Annotated in this window: 16 protein-coding genes and 1 pseudogene; 6 read left to right on the top strand and 11 right to left on the bottom strand. The window is 66.6% G+C overall.

What is annotated here, in order from left to right; all coding sequences use genetic code 11:
- A pseudogene (locus H536_RS22820) lies at positions 1-471 on the bottom strand (IS30 family transposase); the annotation flags it as partial.
- A gap of 389 nt (positions 472-860) precedes the next feature.
- Between H536_RS22820 and H536_RS24535 the strand changes: the two are divergent.
- Positions 861-2,207 (top strand): plasmid recombination protein, encoded by a 1,347-nt coding sequence (locus tag H536_RS24535; protein WP_155898554.1) that lies wholly within the window; start codon positions 861-863, stop codon positions 2,205-2,207.
- A 44-nt stretch (positions 2,208-2,251) separates the two neighbouring features.
- On the opposite strand, the gene H536_RS0119040 is transcribed toward H536_RS24535, so the two are convergent.
- From H536_RS0119040 to H536_RS0119070, 7 genes are all read right to left on the bottom strand, one after another.
- A complete protein-coding gene (locus H536_RS0119040; RefSeq protein WP_024351960.1) occupies positions 2,252-3,058 on the bottom strand; it encodes a metallophosphoesterase in 807 nt (268 codons plus the stop codon).
- Positions 3,055-5,052, bottom strand: a complete 1,998-nt coding sequence (locus H536_RS0119045) for an AAA family ATPase (protein ID WP_244877522.1) — start codon at positions 5,050-5,052, stop codon at positions 3,055-3,057. The genes H536_RS0119040 and H536_RS0119045 overlap by 4 nt, the downstream gene beginning before the upstream one ends.
- Positions 5,053-5,215: 163 nt before the next feature.
- Positions 5,216-5,476, bottom strand: a complete 261-nt coding sequence (locus H536_RS0119050; RefSeq protein WP_024351962.1) for a hypothetical protein — start codon at positions 5,474-5,476, stop codon at positions 5,216-5,218.
- The gene (locus tag H536_RS0119055; protein WP_155898555.1) at positions 5,473-6,435 is read right to left on the bottom strand and encodes a hypothetical protein; all 963 of its coding nucleotides are present in this window, start codon (positions 6,433-6,435) and stop codon (positions 5,473-5,475) included. The genes H536_RS0119050 and H536_RS0119055 overlap by 4 nt, the downstream gene beginning before the upstream one ends.
- A 145-nt stretch (positions 6,436-6,580) precedes the next feature.
- On the bottom strand, positions 6,581-7,006 hold the full coding sequence (locus tag H536_RS24540; RefSeq protein ID WP_155898556.1) for a hypothetical protein: 426 nt from the start codon (positions 7,004-7,006) through the stop codon (positions 6,581-6,583).
- Positions 7,007-7,680: 674 nt separating this feature from the next.
- The gene (locus H536_RS0119065) at positions 7,681-8,634 is read right to left on the bottom strand and encodes a YihY/virulence factor BrkB family protein (protein ID WP_009210127.1); all 954 of its coding nucleotides are present in this window, start codon (positions 8,632-8,634) and stop codon (positions 7,681-7,683) included.
- A gap of 119 nt (positions 8,635-8,753) precedes the next feature.
- Entirely contained in the window at positions 8,754-9,374 is a 621-nt protein-coding gene (locus H536_RS0119070) for a hypothetical protein (RefSeq protein ID WP_155898557.1), read from the bottom strand.
- A gap of 307 nt (positions 9,375-9,681) precedes the next feature.
- Here H536_RS0119070 and H536_RS0119075 point away from each other — a divergent pair, with 307 nt between their 5' ends.
- From H536_RS0119075 to H536_RS23425, 3 genes are all read left to right on the top strand, one after another.
- Positions 9,682-10,386 carry a cytochrome c oxidase assembly protein gene (locus tag H536_RS0119075; protein WP_024351966.1) on the top strand — a complete coding sequence of 235 codons (705 nt, stop codon included), beginning with the start codon at positions 9,682-9,684 and terminating at the stop codon, positions 10,384-10,386.
- Between the two features lie 151 nt (positions 10,387-10,537).
- Positions 10,538-12,352, top strand: a complete 1,815-nt coding sequence (locus H536_RS0119080; protein WP_024351967.1) for a glycoside hydrolase family 15 protein — start codon at positions 10,538-10,540, stop codon at positions 12,350-12,352.
- 208 nt (positions 12,353-12,560) lie between these two features.
- Positions 12,561-13,001: a BA14K family protein gene (locus H536_RS23425; protein WP_024351968.1), complete on the top strand. Its 441-nt coding sequence runs from the start codon at positions 12,561-12,563 to the stop codon at positions 12,999-13,001.
- 104 nt (positions 13,002-13,105) lie between these two features.
- On the opposite strand, the gene H536_RS0119090 is transcribed toward H536_RS23425, so the two are convergent.
- Positions 13,106-14,944 carry an aminopeptidase P family protein gene (locus H536_RS0119090; protein ID WP_024351969.1) on the bottom strand — a complete coding sequence of 613 codons (1,839 nt, stop codon included), beginning with the start codon at positions 14,942-14,944 and terminating at the stop codon, positions 13,106-13,108.
- Between the two features lie 232 nt (positions 14,945-15,176).
- Between H536_RS0119090 and H536_RS0119095 the strand changes: the two genes are divergently transcribed.
- A complete protein-coding gene (locus tag H536_RS0119095; protein ID WP_024351970.1) occupies positions 15,177-15,386 on the top strand; it encodes a hypothetical protein in 210 nt (69 codons plus the stop codon).
- 133 nt (positions 15,387-15,519) lie between these two features.
- A complete protein-coding gene (locus tag H536_RS0119100) occupies positions 15,520-15,858 on the top strand; it encodes a hypothetical protein (RefSeq protein ID WP_024351971.1) in 339 nt (112 codons plus the stop codon).
- Positions 15,859-15,861: 3 nt separating this feature from the next.
- Here the strand turns inward: H536_RS0119100 and H536_RS0119105 are convergent, their stop codons facing one another.
- Positions 15,862-16,731 carry a 50S ribosomal protein L11 methyltransferase gene (locus tag H536_RS0119105; protein WP_024351972.1) on the bottom strand — a complete coding sequence of 290 codons (870 nt, stop codon included), beginning with the start codon at positions 16,729-16,731 and terminating at the stop codon, positions 15,862-15,864.
- A 5-nt stretch (positions 16,732-16,736) separates the two neighbouring features.
- A complete protein-coding gene (locus H536_RS0119110; protein WP_024351973.1) occupies positions 16,737-18,623 on the bottom strand; it encodes a cation:proton antiporter in 1,887 nt (628 codons plus the stop codon).
- Positions 18,624-18,720: the final 97 nt, after the last annotated feature.

Here is an 18,720-nt window from a genome sequence, read left to right on the forward strand (position 1 = left end):
GAACAGGTCGTCGAGCAGGCGGTGGCGGGCGAAGGCGGTGTCGTTATCAAACGTCACCGAGGAGCGCAGGCCGGGAGCAACACGCCGGAAGACGGCTGTCATCGCTGCGATGGTTTCGGCGGCGGTCTTTCCGTTCAGCCTCGTGGCGAGCGTCACACGGGTCTTTCGCTCATGAAGGACGAGAACCGGGCGAGCGCGCTTGCAGATGACAAGATCAGCCTCCCAATGCCCGACCTGTCGGCGATCCTCGACCTCGGCCGGACGGTCATGGATGGAACGGCGGTTCTTGATCGTATCGCGTGACCGGCGTGCTCTCATCGGGCGGCGCGTCCTGCGCCGGCGCAGGAGATAGCGCCAGAGCTCCTCGGCCTTCTGCGAGGCGCGATAGACGAAGGCGTAGATGGTCTCGGTGGCGAGCACGCGCAATTTCGGCTCCGCACCATTCTTCAGCCAGTCCGCGACCTGCTCCGGCAATCTCGCATCAATACACGACGCGACCTGACGCCCCCCGCTAGGAAGGCGGTGACAGCGACCTCCGTCACTCGGCTGACGCAGGCATCCGACGTCGTTGCTTATATCGAGACGTCCACCCCCGAAAACCATCATGAGGCAACGACCTCCAAAATAACATCGACCCCGGCAGAGACGTCGACGAGGCAGTTGCCAGCGAGCCCCAATTAAAGGGCCGAATGACAAGGTCTGGGAGGTGGCGCGGCGACACCCCTCGCGCTCAATCAGTCGAAAACTGCGGAACATACTAGCGCTTTTTTTCAGAGCCGGCGGAACAAGACGATTTTTCCCAGCGAAACTTTCTTGCCGGTTTGGCTTCGTGAATGAACGAAAACACGGAGTTAACAGCGATGCCTCTCTACATCAGTTGCAGAAGCCGACGTATAAGTACTGTTTCAGTTGCTGCTGCAGCAGCGTCGCATGGTCGCCGAGCTTTGAAAGGGCGCGATCTCGGTCATTGCGATCCGGAACGCCGCAGTCTCATGCTGGCTGGAGCACCTATACCGGTTGATCCAGCGCGGGGGGCGGATCCCTTCGATGTCCGCGCCCGTGTCGACGACGCGACAACGGCCACGAATGCCCAAAGGCGGATTGGTGCAGCAATTGCCACAGAACTGCTGTTCACGGTGACAGCAGATGCGCTCAAACGGACGGATGCAGTCGCAGATGAGGACGTTGCAAGTCCGCCAGCTGAAGCCGTTGATGGAGCAGCAATTCTGCGGCGCTTGGCGATCGAAAATCATTGGAAATGTGAATGGCTTGACGACCTTCCCGCCGAAAAGGGGGCATCGTCGACCTCCAACCATAAACTGCAGCACAGATGGCCGGCATTGACCCGCATCGCAGGGGAAGAAACGCGGAGGTGGCTCGAAGCGTTCGATCCACTCAAAGTCATGGCGCTCACGGGGCTTGTGCTCGAGGCTTGTGTCTTGGACAAGCGCTGGCGCGTGGCTTGTTGGCGCCTCGATCTCGATGAAAAGACGCCTCATTTGTCGGTTTTCGTCGTACCGCTCAGGCAGAGCCTTTCGAAAACGGGTGAAGCAAAAACCTGGGTCAGCGTGCGTACACATCTCGGAAAAAGGCATCAGCTCAGCGCGCTGCAAGACTGGGCCGGGGAGGTTTGCGCTCCGATTGGCCTCGTCCGCGGACGGCCGTGGTCCGAGACAGGCGCACGGCACGTCTCGCCGAGCCGCTATCGATTTCGGGCGCTGAAGGCGGCAGAAGCAGACCTCGCCCAGCGCGAAGCTGCGCTGCTGGCGAAAGAAGAAGAGTGCGAAGCCAGACAGAACGCTCTCGATGCCCGAGACGCAGCAGCCGCGGCGCGCGAAGCTGCAGATCAGAAGCGGCAAGCAGCCCAGAAGCTCGCCGAACGTGAACTTTCGCAGAAGCAATCGCTGCTGGACGACGATATGGATCGCGCCGCGAATGCGATCCACGCAGCCGCGGGGATCCTGAAACGTAGTCCATCCTCGGATCCGGCTTGCTCGCTGTATCGCGTCCTCTCTGACTATTTGCGTAAGCGGCCGGCGTCCAAGGCCGACGAAATCGACGCGGTCTTTCGAGAATGGGTGCAGCAAACGAGTAACGTGGCGCAATCGTCGCAGCACCGCACACCCGAGAAGCCGATGCTTCCGACCTTGGTCTTCGATGAACCCGAACTGTCAAATAACGCTGGGGTCGATAAGGCGCGCCCGTAGAAGCTGTAAAAAGAGCCTGCGTGGGCTGTCGCGCTTGCGCGTTCCTAACCAGTGGACGCCGCTTCGATCAAGCAGTTGCGTTTAAAACCCGTCGCCTCATCGGCACGGCCAAGCGGGTTCGCGACGATTTGCGTTTTTCCAACCCTGTAGTCGCGGGCCGCATGGATATGCCCGTGGATCCAGATCCGTGGCCGCCACGTCTCGATCGCAGGCTCGAGGTCCGACGCGTAACAATGGTCCAGCGGGTCGTGCGGAAGCGCCAGGGAGCGCAGGCTCGGCGCATGATGCGTCACCACGACCGTACGACGTGGTTCGATGTCTCCGGCGAATGCGTCGGCCAGAAACCGGCACGAGGCACGGTGCCAGGCGAGCGTCGTTGCCGGCGTGATCCGCCGCGAGCGCCGGGTCGATGAGGCGCGGTGGATGCAGCGGTAGTCGTTCATCCCGCGTCGTGCCACCGCATGGGCCTGCGCGCGGCTGACGTGGGAGTCGGACCGCAGATCAGTCCAGAGCGTTGCGCCGAGGAATGTCAGGCCATTGATCGTTGCGGCATCGTCGGACAGGAGCGTGATCCCGAGCCTGGCGGCCAGGTCACGGCCCGCCTGAAGCTCCTCCTCGACGGTAAAGCCATACGGCGAGCCATCGCGGTACCAGTCGTGATTGCCGGGGACATAGATCGTCGGCACGCCGGCAAACCGCTCTCCCAGCCATTTGAGCGAGGCCGTCAGCCTGCCGGCGCAGTCGCCCGCAACAACGGCAATGTCGAACGCCGCGGTGATCTCGCTCGCCGGATCGAAGGAGCGGCCGCCGTCATTCTGGTGAAGGTCCGACAGGACGAGCAGCCGTGTCATGCCGGCCCTCCATGGTCAGGATCCATGAAGCCGTGGTTCCTTGCGAACTCTGCGAGCGCCGCCCGTCCGAGAACACGCCGTTCGAGGGCAAGATCGGCGAGCGCCTCAATCGCGGCCCGGTGCCGTCGCACGAGAACGATCGTCTCGGCATAGAGCCGTGCCAGCCGACGGTGGACGGCCGCGCCGTCGATCTGTGCGCCATGCACGAGCGTGCCGCCGAACCCGAGGGAGGTCTCCGCATTCGCAACGATGCGGGTCACCTGGGCAAGGTCGGAACTGCCAGAGCCACCGGCACCGGCTGAGGGCGAGCCAAGAATGACCTCTTCGGCGGCACGACCGGCGAGCATGCAGACCGCCTCCTTGACGACATCACCGGGAAGGCCCTCGAACGACGCCTCGTCGACATCGAAGACAACCGCGCCGCCGCTATGTTCCGTCTCGACAAGCGAGAGCGACGTCGGCACCTGGCCGAAGTGCATGCGGGCAACGGCGTGGCCAGCCTCATGGATGGCAATGCGCCGGCGGACAGCCGGAGCACGCTCATCGCCGGGAACCGCAACCGCGATCAGATCCTCGGTCTGGAGGGGCCGGCCAGCAAGCCGCGCCCGACGCCGGGCATCGCGGGCAATGCGCACGACATCCGCCCCCGACACCGTTCCGGCAAACAGCGTCGCGACCCGATCGATCGCAGACGGGTCGATGCCGTCGCCAAGATGGTGGCGGAAGATGCCGGCCAATGACGCTTCGTCGGGCAGATCGATCCAGAACCGCCGGTCGAGCCGTCCGGACCGGACCAGCGCCGCATCGAGGTTCGCATCGTCATTGCAGGCCGCGATGACCACGACGCCTTCGCGCCGACCAATCCCGTCCAAACACTCCAGGAGGCAGGTAACGATCGCCGTGAACCAGGCGTCGGCGGACCTGTCGGATCCGCCGCGCCCCTGGACCGTATCGATCTCGTCGATGAAGACGATTGCCGGCAGGTTCTTCGCGGCCGCTTCGAACACGGCACGAATGGCCTTGGTGACGTCACCCAGATGACCGGACCTGTTCGATTGCCATTGGGCATATGAGGTAGCGATGAAGTGGACACCGGCAGAGTTCGCGATGGCCTGGGCCAGCAGGGTCTTGCCCGTCCCGGGCGGCCCGACGAAGAGAGCACCGGCATCGACGTCCTCCCAGCCGATCGTGCCCTCACGATAGGCGGACAGATCGGCAACAAGTTGCAGGGCCCATCGCCCGGCCTCACCGTAGCCATGCAGGTCTTCGATGCGCGGCCGCGCTGCGCCGGTTGTGCCAGAGTGTCCAGCCCCGGAGCGCGCGTCATCCGCCAGCCGCAGTCCACGGATCTCCTGCAACAGGCGCAGACGCTCGGCAGGGGAGCGGCCGCGCCCGACCGCAAAGTCGAGTTCGAGCGGCCGGTAGGCCGAGCCCATCGTTCCGTCCGGCAGATGGGGCAGCGCGTCGCCCAAGCCGAGCAGGCGTTCGATATTCTCGCGTGCAGGATCGGCGATCTCGACCAGAGCATCCGAGATGGCGCGCAGCATCTCTGGCGGTTCATGGTCAGGCGGAAAGAGGCAGAGGCAGGGTGACGCCTCGGCCAGCATCTCGGGCAGACGCTGAAGCTCGAACGGATAGCCATCATCGAGCCGGCTCTCGGACGTTGCCGTCAAAACGGTGATCGGCAGGTATTGATCGGGCCATGCGGCGCGGATCGACGCCTTCACCGCTTGCCGTGCCGTGTCGAGCCACTCAGACGAGAACACGCTGACGGTGACGAGGAGCGTCCGCTCGCCTCGCGAGCGTGTGGCGGCCGCCACGTTGCCCTCGATGGCATCGAACAACAGGCGCGCGGACGGGCTCAGCGCCGCGACGATCCGATCCCTGTGCGAACCCGAATCCGCGATGTCGTCCAGTTCGCCTTGCATGACGTATTGTTCCCTTCGCGCGCGCTCGCGCAGCTGTTCGAAGCCTGTTCGCAGATCTGTCGGCATCGGAGCCTTCCTCGCGTCTTCGGTCCGGTCGGCACGGCGGTTGCTGGCATCGCGGACGAAGGAGAGCGCCGATGGCAGCGCCCTCCCCTTTGCCGTACCAAGCCGTTGCCCGGCGCAGACCGATGGCCTGGCAAACTGGTGATGCCGGACGTAGGCGTCGTGGTTACGAGACCGATCCACTGCGCATGCGCAGCATTGGCTCGAGATGATCGGCAAGGACCGCGGCCGTTGGATCATCGACCTGGCGAAGCCGACCGATCAGCGACGCGATCTCGCCGCGCGCCGCACCGGCGCGGTTGCGGCGGATGGTGTAGGCGACCAGGATGGACGCCGGCATGGCGCAGATCCGCGCCGAGACCGCAGCCGGATCGCGCTTCTCGCGCGAACCCTGCCGGTCGCATCGGGCAAACGGCACGACGGTCATGTCCGGCCCCGTTGCCGGGAGCGACTGCCGCTTCCAGAAACCAGTGCCAACCGACGGCGTTCATGCGGACCGATCAGGCGCTGCGGCAGACGGGGAGCGCAACCGACCGACCTGACTGACCCGACTGACCTGACCGTGAGCTCCCTCGGTGCTTCACCATCGCTCTCGGTCCATTCGTCCGCGCCGCCTTGTGTCACATCCGGCGTGTCGAACACTCGGCCGACCAACCGCTGCATCTCGGCCGAGTAACCCGTCGCGATCGTCTGGTTGAACAGCTCGATCAGCGGCGTGATCGGAACATCGAAGAACGTGTCGATCTTGGCGCCGGACACGCAGCGGTCCTCGGCAAAACCGGCAGCCCCTCCAAGGTCGATGATCCCCCATGACGCCGTGGCGATCGAGACGTTGATCCGGCGAAGGGCGGCAGGCGCGGTGAGCGCGCAGGCAGCCATGGCAGTGCACAGGTCGAGGCGTGCCCGCGAGGAGTAGAGGGCACTGCCGCGCTTGACGTCGAGCAACGTCGCATGGCCGGTGGTCCGGTCGATGACGATGAGATCGACCGCAAGGTTCCTGACGGTGCGATCGTCATCGCCGAGGACGACATCCCTGGCCGTGTCCTGGTCGCCGATGGAGAGTGCGGTTGCGGTGATGGGCAGGCGCGTCTCCTGCAGCACCTTCAGCCGCGGATCGGCTTCAAGGCCGATGGCGATGACGCCCGGCAGCGCCTGGCCGGTGCGGGTCGTGACCGAAAGCCCGAAGGCCTGCAGCGGCGTCCATGCACCAAAGCACGGATCTTCGGCGGTCGGGCTTGCAGAGGCGTTCGCCGCCTTGGCGACGATATTGAGCGCGAGCTTTTGCACGCGCGCTTCCGGTGTCGACCCGGTGCGGGATTCATCCTTGGCCTGCCGTGAGCGGCGGCCATCTGGTTTGCTGGTTCCAAGTTTGCTGGTTCTGGGCATAGCGGTTCCTTCGCGTCCGCGATGACGATCGGCGGACGACGTGTCTGGAATGATGAGATGAGCGAGAGCAGCGCCGACCGACACGCACACACGTGACGATCGCGCGTCGGCCACCCCGCATGGCGGGATGGTCAGCGTCGGCTGTCTAGGCGGAGGTGACGAGGATGCCGAACGAGCCAGCGTCGACCCTGCAGATTACGCGGATGCGCGAAAGCCGTGTCAGCAGACCGTCATCGATCACGCAGCCGGGGGCATTGATCCCCTCAGGCGGGACCAGGAACAGCTGCCTGTCGCTGAGCGTCGTCAGCAGCCAGCGCGTTGCGGTGATCTCGCTGGCAGAGAACACCGGGCCGAACGCCGTGGAGACGGACGCGGCCGCTCGTGCTTCGAGGACGCGCTCGTCAGGAATAGATCGCGGAGCGGCAGCCGGCGAGCGTTCCAGTTCGCAGGGAGAGTTGGCCGGGATTGCCCTACCCTGCACGACGCTGGGCACCCCCGCGCCGACAACTGCTGCCGGGACAACCGGCGGCTCATCACAGGGCTCGGGCCGATTGCGCTGCGCGAAGGCCATGTCGGCGGGCGGCACGGCATGACGTGGGACGTCAGGCCTTGGCGCCAGGCTTGCCTGGTGCTGAAGGGGCGGACGGATGGACGTGATAGGGGTATTGCAAGACGCACGGGTGCGCGGCATCACAGTGTGAGCCATTCTGATCTCCTTAGCCGAGTCAGTGATGGTCAGGCTGCTGGGTGGAGTTAGCGCTCCCCCGGTAGCCGCACTCTACGAGCTACCTGCATTCCGACCGATGTTCCGACCGCGTGATTGCGGGCGTATCAGCGATATTGGCGCGAAATCGTGGATGACAAGTAAATGCCGGAAGTATTTTTGACTCACTCCGGCAAATGTCACGCAGTTGAATAAAACTCGATCGAAATATCGATCCAGGCATATAGCGTCCAGTCGCGTAGCGATTGTCACCTCTGCCAGTTGTGGACGCCACTTGAGCGCCACCCCGACAGCATGCCAGCCAGCACACAATGCGCTATCGCCCCTGAAGCCTCCGCCCGGCATGCGGGAAGCTCTCTTGTGCAAAAAACTTCCACAAGTCACCTTCGCAACAGACTGCTCTTCCTTGAAAACGGACAAAGGCATCGCGTTCGACGGGAACCACGGAATTGCGAAACTTAGGTCAACAGCCTACGCGTATAAATGTTGTATTGTCGTCTATCGTTCTCGATACACCCCCACTAACCGTTGCCCAATTTATCCCGACGCAGGGCGCGGGCGAGCCGGCGGATCCGGATGGCGCGGTTGAGCTCGCCGCCGAAGATCAGCACCAGGGCGGCCAGGTACAGGAAGTACAGCGCCGCGATGATCCCGGCGAGGCCGGCATAGTAGCTGGCGTAATTGGCGAACTGGCCGATATAGACCGAGAAGGCCGCCACGAGCGCCGACCAGGCGCAGAGCGTGAACAGGATGCCCGGCCACATGTTGCTGAAGCGCGAGCGCCGCGCCGGCAGGAAGACATGGGCGACGAACAGAGCCGTCGTCAGGATCGCCGCGGTCGCGGGATAGCGCACCAAGCTGGGCGTCACTGAAGAGGGCTGGAAGCCCGGCATCAGCTGGTGCAGGAACGATCCGGCGCGCGGCGCCAGGACCAGGAGATAGCCGACGACGACGAGCACCAGCCCGGTCAGGACGACGGTCAGCACCTGCAGGAGATAGAGGACGATGGTCGAGCGGGTCTCGCGAATGTCATAGGCGCGGTTCAGGCCGACACGGACGCCGTCGACGCCGCCGATAGCAAACCAGATCGTCAGGAGAACGCCGACGCTGAGCACCCCGCCCCGCCGTATGGTGACGATGTTCATCACCTCCGACACCAGCGGCTCGGCCAGGGCCGGTGGAACGATGGCGATCAGGAAGGTGACGAGGCCGTCGGCCATTTCGCGATTGCCGATGAAGGCCGTGAGCGAACTGGCGAAGATCAGGAACGGAAAGATGGCGAGAACGGCGCGGAAGGCGATGTTGCCGGCCAGCCCCATGGCGTCGTCGTTCCACAGGCGCAGGATGGCTTCCCGCAGCACCGCCCAGACCGCCCGCCAGCCCGAGCCGAAGAGGAGATCCTCGGGATGCTCGCTCAGGACTCCGTTTGGCCGGCGCTTGTCGCGCGCGGTTTCGTTTTCGGCCTTTGCGTCCATTCAGCCGCTCTCGCACAGGCTTGCGTCCGCCGCAATTTCTCCTGCGGGGTCGGACGGCACAACGCGGGACGCTGCCTTTGGCTCCGCGACCGCAGACCGGTCACAGCCCGGTGGGCGGATCAGCGCGACCAGCGGGGCAGATGGCGCTTCCAGCGTTCGCCGGCGCGCAGACCACCGGTCCGCTGGCGACGGCGGCCCGCCGGGCGTGCCTCGGTCGCGGCCGTCTCGATCTCGGCAAGCCTGGTTTCCGCCGTCTGCAGATCGACCACCGGCGTCGGAGCGACCGGCGCGGCGTCGACCGCCGGGGTGCGGCTCCAGTCGCGCTCGACCCGCGGCTGCGGCGGGCTCTCCGGCTCGACGGCGGCCGGACGCTGCGGTGTCTCGGCGACCACCTTGCGCGGCCGGCCGCGGCGGCGCACCGGACGCTCGACCGGCTCCGCGTCGGCTTCCGGCTCGGCCATGACGGGTTCGCTCGGGCGGCTCTGCAGAATGCGCGGCTGGCGGGTGGGCGCCGCGTCGCTCTTGCCCGCCGACGGCTCGGCCTTCGCCGGCGTCTTGGCGGCGGCAGCGGCAGGCGCCTGGTCCTCGTCCCGGGCCAGGTCGCTCTCGGCCGCGGCGATCAGATGCGAAACATCCGACCAGACGGACTTCTTCTTGCCCTCTGGCGAAAGCTTGCGCCGTTTCACGGCGACGGTGAACGGTTTCGACTGTGGTTTCATCGTGCCCGGAGCTGTGTGCATGGAGGCCGGCCTCAGCCGGCGGAAGATGCGAGGAATCAGGTGAATCACGGCCGCAACGACCGTCCTCCTCTTCAGATATGTGCTGACAGGCGGCTTGCCAATAAGGTTTGGCCGAATAAGCGCGGGAAAACTGTCGCGGCGGAGATAATGACGCGGCTTTCCTTGCCGCCATCATGCGGTGTCTTGTCCTGAGCGCGCCAACCGACAGATCGGAATGCGCGACGGCAAGTGTCCGCAACGAAACGGCAAATGGCCGGCACCGCGACATCGGCAGGACGCGCGGCGCGCCTGCCCTAGAATGGCAGGGATGGAACGGATCGCCGACGCAGGATCACCGGACATCGACACATCGCACCGGCGCGCGCTCATCCGCGCCTGGCCGGCGGCCTTCGGCATCGCCATTCTGGCGGGCCTGTGGCTCAGTCCGCTGGTCGAGATGAGCCGGCGGGCCTTTTCCGCCCACATGATCCTGCATCTGGGCATCGTCACCCTGGCCGCGCCGATGATCGTCATCGGGCTGCGGCGGATCGGCATCGGCCTGCACGTCATCCGCCCCGGCATCGGCTCGGCGATCGCCGCCTCCGCCTTCGACATGTTCATCATCTGGGGCTGGCACACGCCGGTGCTGCACGAGGCCGCGGCGCGGGACGGCGGCGTCTTCGTGGTGCAGCAGGTCAGCTTTCTCGCCGCCGGCCTCCTCGTCTGGGCGGTCAGCTTCGCCGGCCGCCATTCCGGCGACGCGGCCATCGGCGCCTTCGCCATGCTGGCGACCTTCATTCATATGACCATGCTGGGCGTCCTTCTCGCGCTGGCTCCGGTCCTCGTCTACGCACCCGATGTCTGCGTCGGCGCCTTCGGCTTCGAACGCCTCGACGACCAGCGTCTCGGCGGCATCCTGATGGCGGTGTTCGGCGGCCTTCCCTGCCTCGTCGGGGGCCTCGTGCTGGTGCAGCGGCTGCTCGGGTCCGACACCGCCGCGGCGGGCAGGACGGACGGTCCCGGCCGGGGCTGACCGCGACATGATGTCAGGGTGCCGTGCCGCACTGTTTACGGCGGTTTGATAGCCGGCGACCTTTCACGCCGCGGTCGTGGCCCTATCCTGCTGACCCTCGCTGCCTGCAACGCCGGCGGTCGCGGCCAGAAACAGGATCGAGGAGCAGGGTTTGCATCGCAGTATTGCCGACTACGCCATGATCGGGGACTGCGAAAGCGCAGCCCTCGTCTCCAGGGACGGCTCGATCGACTGGCTCTGCCTGCCGCGCTTCGATTCCCGCGCCTGCTTCGCCTCGCTGATCGGCACGCCGGAGAACGGCCGCTGGCGCATCGCGCCGAGCGATCTGGAGTTCACTTCCTCGCGGCGCTATCGCGACGGCACGCTGATCCTCGAGACGACGTTTAGGACGGCAACCGGCAGCGCCATGCTCATCGACTTCATGCCGCCCCGCGACGGCATCGCCAACGTCATGCGCATCGTCGTCGGCCTCGAGGGCAGCGTCGATCTCGATTTCGACCTCGTCATGCGCTTCGACTACGGCCGGACCGTCCCCTGGGTGACGCGCATCGACCGCGACACGATGACGGCGGTCGCGGGACCGGAGATGCTGGTGATGCGCGCGCCGGTCAATCTGCATGGCGAGGACATGCACACCAAGGGCCGCTTCACCGTCTCGGCGGGCGAGCGCCTGGCCTTCACGCTTCTGCACCAGCCGTCCAACCAGGAGCCGCTGGCGGGCACCGACCCCGAGGCGGCCCTCGCCGATACCGAAGCCTTCTGGACCGCCTTCTCCTCCCGCTGCCCGGAGGTCGGCAACTGGACCGAGGAGGTGCGCCGCTCGCTGATCACGCTGAAGGCGCTGACCTTCCGTCCGACCGGCGGCATCGTCGCGGCCGCGACGACGTCGCTGCCCGAGGAGATCGGCGGCAGCCGCAACTGGGACTACCGCTATTGCTGGCTGCGGGACGCCACGCTGACGCTGATGGCCTTCATGGATCTCGGCTATTACGAGGAAGCCGAAGCCTGGCGCGAATGGCTGATGCGGTCGGTCGCGGGCGATCCGGCGCAGATGCAGATCATGTACGGCGTCGCCGGCGAGCGGCATCTCTTGGAATGGGAGGTGCCGTGGCTCGAAGGCTTCCGCGAGTCGCAGCCGGTGCGGGTCGGCAATGCCGCGTCCGAGCAGTTCCAGCTCGACATCTATGGCGAGGTCGCCGACCTTCTGGCCCAGGCGCGCACGGGCGGCCTCGCCCCGCATCCGCGCTCGGCCGCGCTGGCCCATTCGGTCATGCCGTTCCTGGAAAAGGCCTGGCGCCGGCCCGACGACGGCATCTGGGAGATCCGCGGCGAACACCGGCATTTCGTCCACTCCAAGGTCATGGCCTGGGTGGCCTTCGACCGCGCGTCGAAGATGGCCGCGGACATCGACGGCGGCGAGAACTACGCCAAGCACTGGCGCCGGGTGGCCGGCGACATCCACGAAGATGTCTGCAAGAACGGCTATGACGCGGAGCTCGGCTCCTTCGTTCAAGCCTATGGCTCGACGGCGCTGGACGCCAGCCTGCTCCACATCCCGCTAACCGGCTTCCTGCCAGCCGACGATCCGCGGGTGAAGGGCACGGTCGCGGCGATCGAGCAACGCCTTTTGCGCGACGGTCTGGTGATCCGCTACGACAATGGCGAGACCGCCGATGGCCTCGAGGGCGAGGAAGGCGCGTTCCTGGCCTGCTCGTTCTGGCTGGCCGACGTCTATGCCCTCCTGGGACGGTTCGACGACGCGGTGGCGCTCTACGAGCGTCTCTGCGGCCTGAAGAACGATGTCGGCCTGCTGGCCGAGGAATACGATCCGGTGGGCGACGAGATGCTCGGCAATTTCCCCCAGGCCTTCAGCCATGTCGGGGTGATCATCACGGCGCTAAATCTGGCACGGGCCAAGGGGCCGGCGAAGGAACGCACCGACACGAATGGCCAGCCCGTCGCCTGACCGGCCCGCCGCGAGGTCACCTGACCCGGCGCGGATCAGGACGGCGCGAGCGCTCGCCTGGGTATCGGCGACGGCCGTTCATCAACCATTGCGTGATCGGCCTGATCGTTCAGGAGCCATTCAGCTTCCCGGACGTTGAATGGAACAGGATGGAATCTGTCGCCCGGAGGTCGGTATGAAATTGTTCAAGTCGTTTGCGGTCAGGTCTATGGCCGTTGCTCTCGCGCTGGCGGTGGCGCCGGCGACCCTGCCGGTGGGGGCCCCGCTGGGCATCGCCCAGGCACAGGCCGAGCCCTTTGTCGGCGCCGGCGTTCACCTGGTGGGCGGGCGCTATTACGGGCGTCGCCATTATCGCGGCGGACGGCACTATCGCGGCGGGCGCCGCCATTATCGCCGCCATCGCGGCATCGATTCCGGTGGCGCGGCCGTTCTCGGCGGCATCATCGGCCTCGGCATCGGCGCCGCCATTGCCAGCCAGCCCCGCTATTACGACGCGCCGCGCCCGCTCTACCGCGTGGCGCCGCGCGGCTACGCGCCGGCCTATGGCACAGGCGAATGGTATCGCTATTGCGCCGACAAGTACCGGTCCTTCGACCCGCGCAGCGGCACCTACCAGCCCTATCACGGCCCGCGTCGCGTCTGCCGCTGATCGGCCGCAACGACCCGGCCATCCCCGCGCATCCCGCGGGTCACGCCTGAAACCGGAAGACCCGCCGCAATCCCTGCGGCGGGTCTTTTTCGTCTAGGGCGCCGTCAGGCGACGACCGGCCGTCCGACCGGACGCGTCGCCGCCTCCAGCCAGTCGCGGTCGGCCGCGTCAAGCCGCTCGCCGAGCGCCGCCCGCACCTTCCGGTGATAATCATCCAGCCAGGCGATCTCGTCCGCCGTCATCAGCTCCGGCGCAACCAGCCGGGTGTCGATCGGAGCGAGCGTCAGCGTCTCGAAGCCATGCATGGCGATGTCGCCGCCGGAGACTTCCGTCGCCGGTTCGGTCAGGATGAGGTTCTCGATGCGGATGCCGAAGGCGCCCTCGCGATAATAGCCCGGCTCGTTCGACAGGATCATGCCGGCCTCGATCACCGCCATGCCGCGGCGCGAGATCGATTGCGGGCCTTCGTGCACGGCGAGATAGGAGCCGATGCCGTGGCCGGTGCCATGGGCAAAGTCGCAGCCGGCCTTCCACAGGGCGATGCGGGCCAGCGGATCGAGGTCGACGCCGCGCGTGCCCTTGGGAAACCGCGCCGTCGCAATGGCGATCATGCCTTTCAGCACCAGCGTGAACTTGCGGCGCATCTCGCTGGTCGGCTCGCCCACCGGCAGGGTGCGGGTGATGTCCGTCGTGCCGTCCTGGTACTGGGCGCCGGAATCCAGCAGGAACAATTCACCCTCGCGCAGCAGCCGGTCGGAGTCGCGGTTCACCCGGTAATGGACGATCGCGCCGTTCGGGCCGGAGCCGGCAATGGTGTCGAAGGAGATGTCCTTCAGCGGAAAACCGTCCTCCTGCGCATGTTCGGCGCGCATCGCTTCCAGCTTTTCGGCGGCGGCGATCTCGGTGACCGTGCCGGGCTCCTGTCGGTCGAACCAGGCGAGGAAACGTGTCACCGCGACGCCGTCGCGCAGATGCGCGGCGCGCGCGCCGGCGATCTCGCCGTCATTCTTGATCGCCCGCGGCAGCCGCGCCGGGTCCGGCATCTCGGCCACCGTGCCGCCGGCGGCCTCGACGATAGTCGACAGGCGCGCCGCGGCAAGCTGCGGATCGAGACCGATGGTGCGCCCGGAGGCCTCGCGCCGGACCGCCGGCTCGAAGGCCTCCGGCGTGTCGATGTCGGCCAGCGCCGCAAGGTGGTCCTGCACCGCATCGTCCAGCTTGGCCGGATCGACGAAAAGCGTCGGGCGCCCGTCGGCGCGCAGGATGGCGAAGCCCAGCATCAGCGGCGTGTGCGCCACGTCCGAGCCGCGGATGTTGAAGGCCCAGGCGATCGACGACGGGTCGGTCAGGATCGTCGCATCGGCCTTCGCATCGGCAATCATTTTCGCCAGCTCTGCGAGCTTGTCGCCCGCCGGCTTGCCGGCGAAGCTCTCCGGATGGATGACGGCGCGGCCGGCCGGCGGTGCGGGACGGTCGTTCCAGATCCGGTCGATCGGATTGGCGGCCAAGGCGACGAGTTCGCCGCCCACCGATTCCAGCGCGGTGCGCAGGCGTTTCGCCTCGCCCGCCGTATGCAGCCAGGGATCGAAGCCGATGCGCTTGCCCGCGGCTTCAGTCTTCAGAAAATCGGCCAGCGAGGTCTCGGCCGAGGCGACCGGTTCGAAGACGTCGAGATCGACCTGCTGGCGCACCTGCAGCGTATAGCGGCCGTCGACGAGGATCGCCGCGCTGCCGGCCAGCACGACCGCGACGCCGGCCGAGCCGGAAAAGCCGGTCAGCCATTCCAGTCGCGCCGCCGAGGGCGGGATGTATTCGCCCTGATGCTCGTCGGCGCGCGGCACGATGAAGCCGTCGACGCCGTCGGCGCGCAGGCCGTCCCGCAGGCGGGCGACCCGGGCCGCGCTCTGGGAAAAGTCGGCGATCTCGTCGAAGCTCTGGAACATCGGATGGCTCTTGAAAAAGGAGGAGGCCGCGCTGGGGTGCGCGGCGATTGTCTGCGGGGCCGGAACATATGCATTTGGCAAGGAAGCGCAAAGGTTACCGGATTATGACGGGAGCGCCGATGTTGCACTGCAAAAACGGGACGGACCTATGCAGTGCGGACTCTACCTGACAGGGACGCGGCAACGCATATTGGGGTCACCGGGAGGCCACGAGCCGAACAGGAGACTTTCCATGGCGACTTCCACCTATACCGACGTATCCCTGCGCAATTCCGCCCGCTCCAGGGGCTTCATGCGCAACATGCTCGACCGGGTGATCGAGGCCCGCGAGCGCGAGGCCCGTCGCTATGTCGACAACCACTTCACGATGATGGGCCGCGAAGAATTCGGCTCCAACGCACGCGAGTCGCTCTTCGAGGGCCGCGCGCCCGAGCGGGGCTGAACAGCCCGGCCGCGTCACCGCAGCCATTCCCGACCGAAACAGACGCCGGCCGCAGCCCCCTGCGCGCCGGCGTTTTCGTGTCCGGTCCGCTTGCTGTAGGCTCGGCCTTGTCCTCTCGCCGCGTGAGGCTGCCATGTGCCTGCAGTGCCTGAAGCCCGATGTGGTGTTCGTCGTGCCGGACGCCGTCTGGCGCGACTACGACGCCCTGCGCGCGCGCTGCGATCCGATGACCCTGCGGTTTCACCACGCATGCGAGCGCGAGGTGCGGGCGGCCGTCCGGCAACGCGATCTGAGAACCGCGCTGCACTGGCGCGCCGTCGATCGTCTCGCCCGCGAATACGGCCGGTCGCCGGTCAGCGCGCTGGAGGTCGGCGGGGTGCGGTTTCGCGAGACCGGGAAGCAATCCTTCCTGCGCTATCCCGACGATGCCGATTTGCGGCCGGTTCCGATCGGTGTCGCGCCGGCCGCCTGACGCCTAGCGCAGATGCAGGGTGACCCATTCGCCGCGCACCAGCGTGGCGACATGGTAGAGGCCCTGGTTGCGAAAGGCGGCGAGAACCGCGTTGCGCTGGGTGGTCAGGATGCCCGACAGGACGATGTCGCCGCCATGGGCGAGATGCCGATGGAACTCCGGCGCAAGCTTCATCAGCGGCCCGGCCAGGATGTTGGCGACGATCAGGTCGTAGGGCGCGCGCTCGCGGATCGCCTCGGCGCCGAAACCAATCGCCGTCGCGCAATCGACGAAATTCGCCACGCCATTGGCCTCGACATTCGCCCGCGCCACGCGAACGGCCACCGGGTCGATGTCGGTCGCCAGCACCGGCACCCGGGCGAGCTTGGCCAGCCCGATCGCCAGGACCGCGCTGCCGGTGCCCAGATCCAGCGCGTTGCGCGGCTTGCGGCGGGTCGCCAGCCGGGCGATCGTCTCCAGGCAGCCCGCCGTCGTGCCGTGATGTCCCGTGCCGAAGGCCTGCCCGGCCTCGATCTCGATCGCCAGGTCGTTAGTCTTTACCTTGTCGCGGTCATGGGCGCCATGCACCAGGAAGCGTCCGGCGCGCACCGGCTTCAGCGCCGCCAGGACATCGGCCATCCAGTCCTTGTCCGGCAGGTCCTCGCGGCAGACCTCGCCACCACCGGCCTCGGCGATGGCGCCGGCGAACAGGCGTTCCGCCTCCTCGCCATCGGGCGCATCGACATAGGCCGAGACCTCGAAGATCGCCTTCGCCTCGTCGATCTCGGCCAGCGACACCGGCGTGCCGAGATCCTCGAAAGCGGTCTCGACGGCGGCGTAGCAGGCGTCGGCCGCGGCCTTGTCCGCGGTGACGTAGAAACGGATCTGCGGCATTCCTGCTAGCCCTCTTTCGGCTTCACGGCTTCGCTGGTCATGCGGGCCTTCTCGGCCCGCGCCTCGCGCTCGGTGGTCGTCGCCTTGACGATCTTTTCCTGGTCGCGCTGGGGCGGCTTGGGCCCGAAGGAGATGATCGTGTCCCCTTCGCCCGGCTCGCCGGAGCCCTCGTTCGACGCAAAGAGCAGATTGCCGGAGGGCCGGATCCACAGGATCACATGGGTGCCTTCCGGCCGGGTCGCCGAAAAGCGCTCATAGTCGAACTCCTCGGTGAGCCGGGTCGCCTGGAAGTTCCAGCCGTCGACCACCAGGTCGCGCAGTTCGGTGAAGGTCTTGGGCGGCTGGAACAGCGGCTGGCCGCCGATGGTGAAGTTCATCGAACGCCGGTCCGAGCCCTCGATCTTGCCGATCTGGAAGACCTCGGAACGGCCGATCTCGGGACCAAAATCGGTGCAGACCAGCGCGTTGTAGGCGTCGTTGTCGGTGGCGGCGACCATGTGGTCGAAGCGCGACAAATTGAGATTGTGGTGGGCCGCCTCGGAGAGGATCTCGCCGTACCAGACCTCGAGTTCGGCCAGCCGCGCCTCGGAGATGCGCGACCAGTTGGCGTCGGCGATGAGCACCGGCACGTCCTGGGCCTTCAGCCGGCGCGCAAAGGCGATGGTGAAGCGCGAGGCGCCAACGAACAGGATGCCGGGCCGGTCGGCTGACCGCAAATCCAGCGCCCGGGCGAGCGGTCCCAGCGTGAAGCCGTGCAGCAGGATGGTCACCGCCACCAGCGCGAAGGTGTAGGCGATCATGCGGTCGGCATCGGCGACGCCGAGACCGCTGAGGGTCGCGCCGAACAGGCCGGCGACCGCCACGGCGACAATGCCGCGCGGCGCGATCCAGCCGACCAGCAGGCGCTCCCGCCAGGTCAGGCCGGCGCCGAGCGTGCTGACGAACACCGCCACCGGCCGCACCACGAAGAGCACCGCCGCGAGGAAGCCGATGACGCGCCATTCGAGGCTCGCCAGCACCTCGCGCTGCAGCGAGGCGGTGAGGATGATGAACAGGCCCGAGACGAGCAGCAGCGTGATCGTCTCCTTGAACCGCCGCAGGTCGCTCAGGCTGGCGATCCGCGTGTTCGCCATGGTGATGCCCATGACGGTCACGGTCAGCAGGCCGCCCTCCTCCAGCACCAGATTTGTCAGCGAATTCATGCCAACCACGGCCACCAGCAGGATCGGGGCCTTGAGATATTCGGGCGCCTCGCCGCGGGCGAAGACCCAGCTCAGGAAGCGCCCGGCCAGGAAGCCGCCGGGAATGGCGATGATGATCGCCAGGATGACGTTGAGAATCAGGTTCTCGGCCTCGTGGCCGGCGTTCAGGACCAGATAGGTCTCGAAGGCGATCACCGCGAAGAGCGCGCCGATCGGATCGTTGACGATGGCCTCCCAGCGCAGGATCGAGGCCGGCCGGTTCTTCAGCTTGGCGTGGCGCAGCAGCGGCGTGATGACGGTCGGGCCGGTGACCACCAGGATCGCACCGAGGATGATCGCGGTCGGCCAGCTCAGATTGCCGATGTAATGGCCGGCGAGCGCCGTCATCACCCAGACCAGCGGCCCGCCGATGATGACCATGCGGCGCACCGCCGTCGAGGTCTCGCGGATGTCGCGGAAATTCAGCGTCATCCCGCCTTCGAACAGGATGATCGCGACGGCGGTCGAGACCAGCGGCGTATAGAGGTCGCCGAAATCCTCGCGCGGATTCATGAAGCCGGTGATCGGCCCGAACAACAGCCCGACGCCGAGCAGGAGGATGATGGCCGGCACCTGGACGCGCCACGCCAGCCACTGGGCCGCGATGCCGGCAACGCCGATGAGAGCGAGCTGAAGGGCAAGATCATGCATGAAGGAGATTCCCGGGGCCGGGCGACACGGCCAATGCGGCCTTCACGACCAAGCCCGTTCCGACCAATGTTCTGCGATGAGCCGAAACTAGTCCAGC

The sequence above is a fragment of the Aurantimonas coralicida DSM 14790 genome (genome assembly GCF_000421645.1).
In the GTDB taxonomy this organism is placed as follows: domain Bacteria; phylum Pseudomonadota; class Alphaproteobacteria; order Rhizobiales; family Rhizobiaceae; genus Aurantimonas; species Aurantimonas coralicida.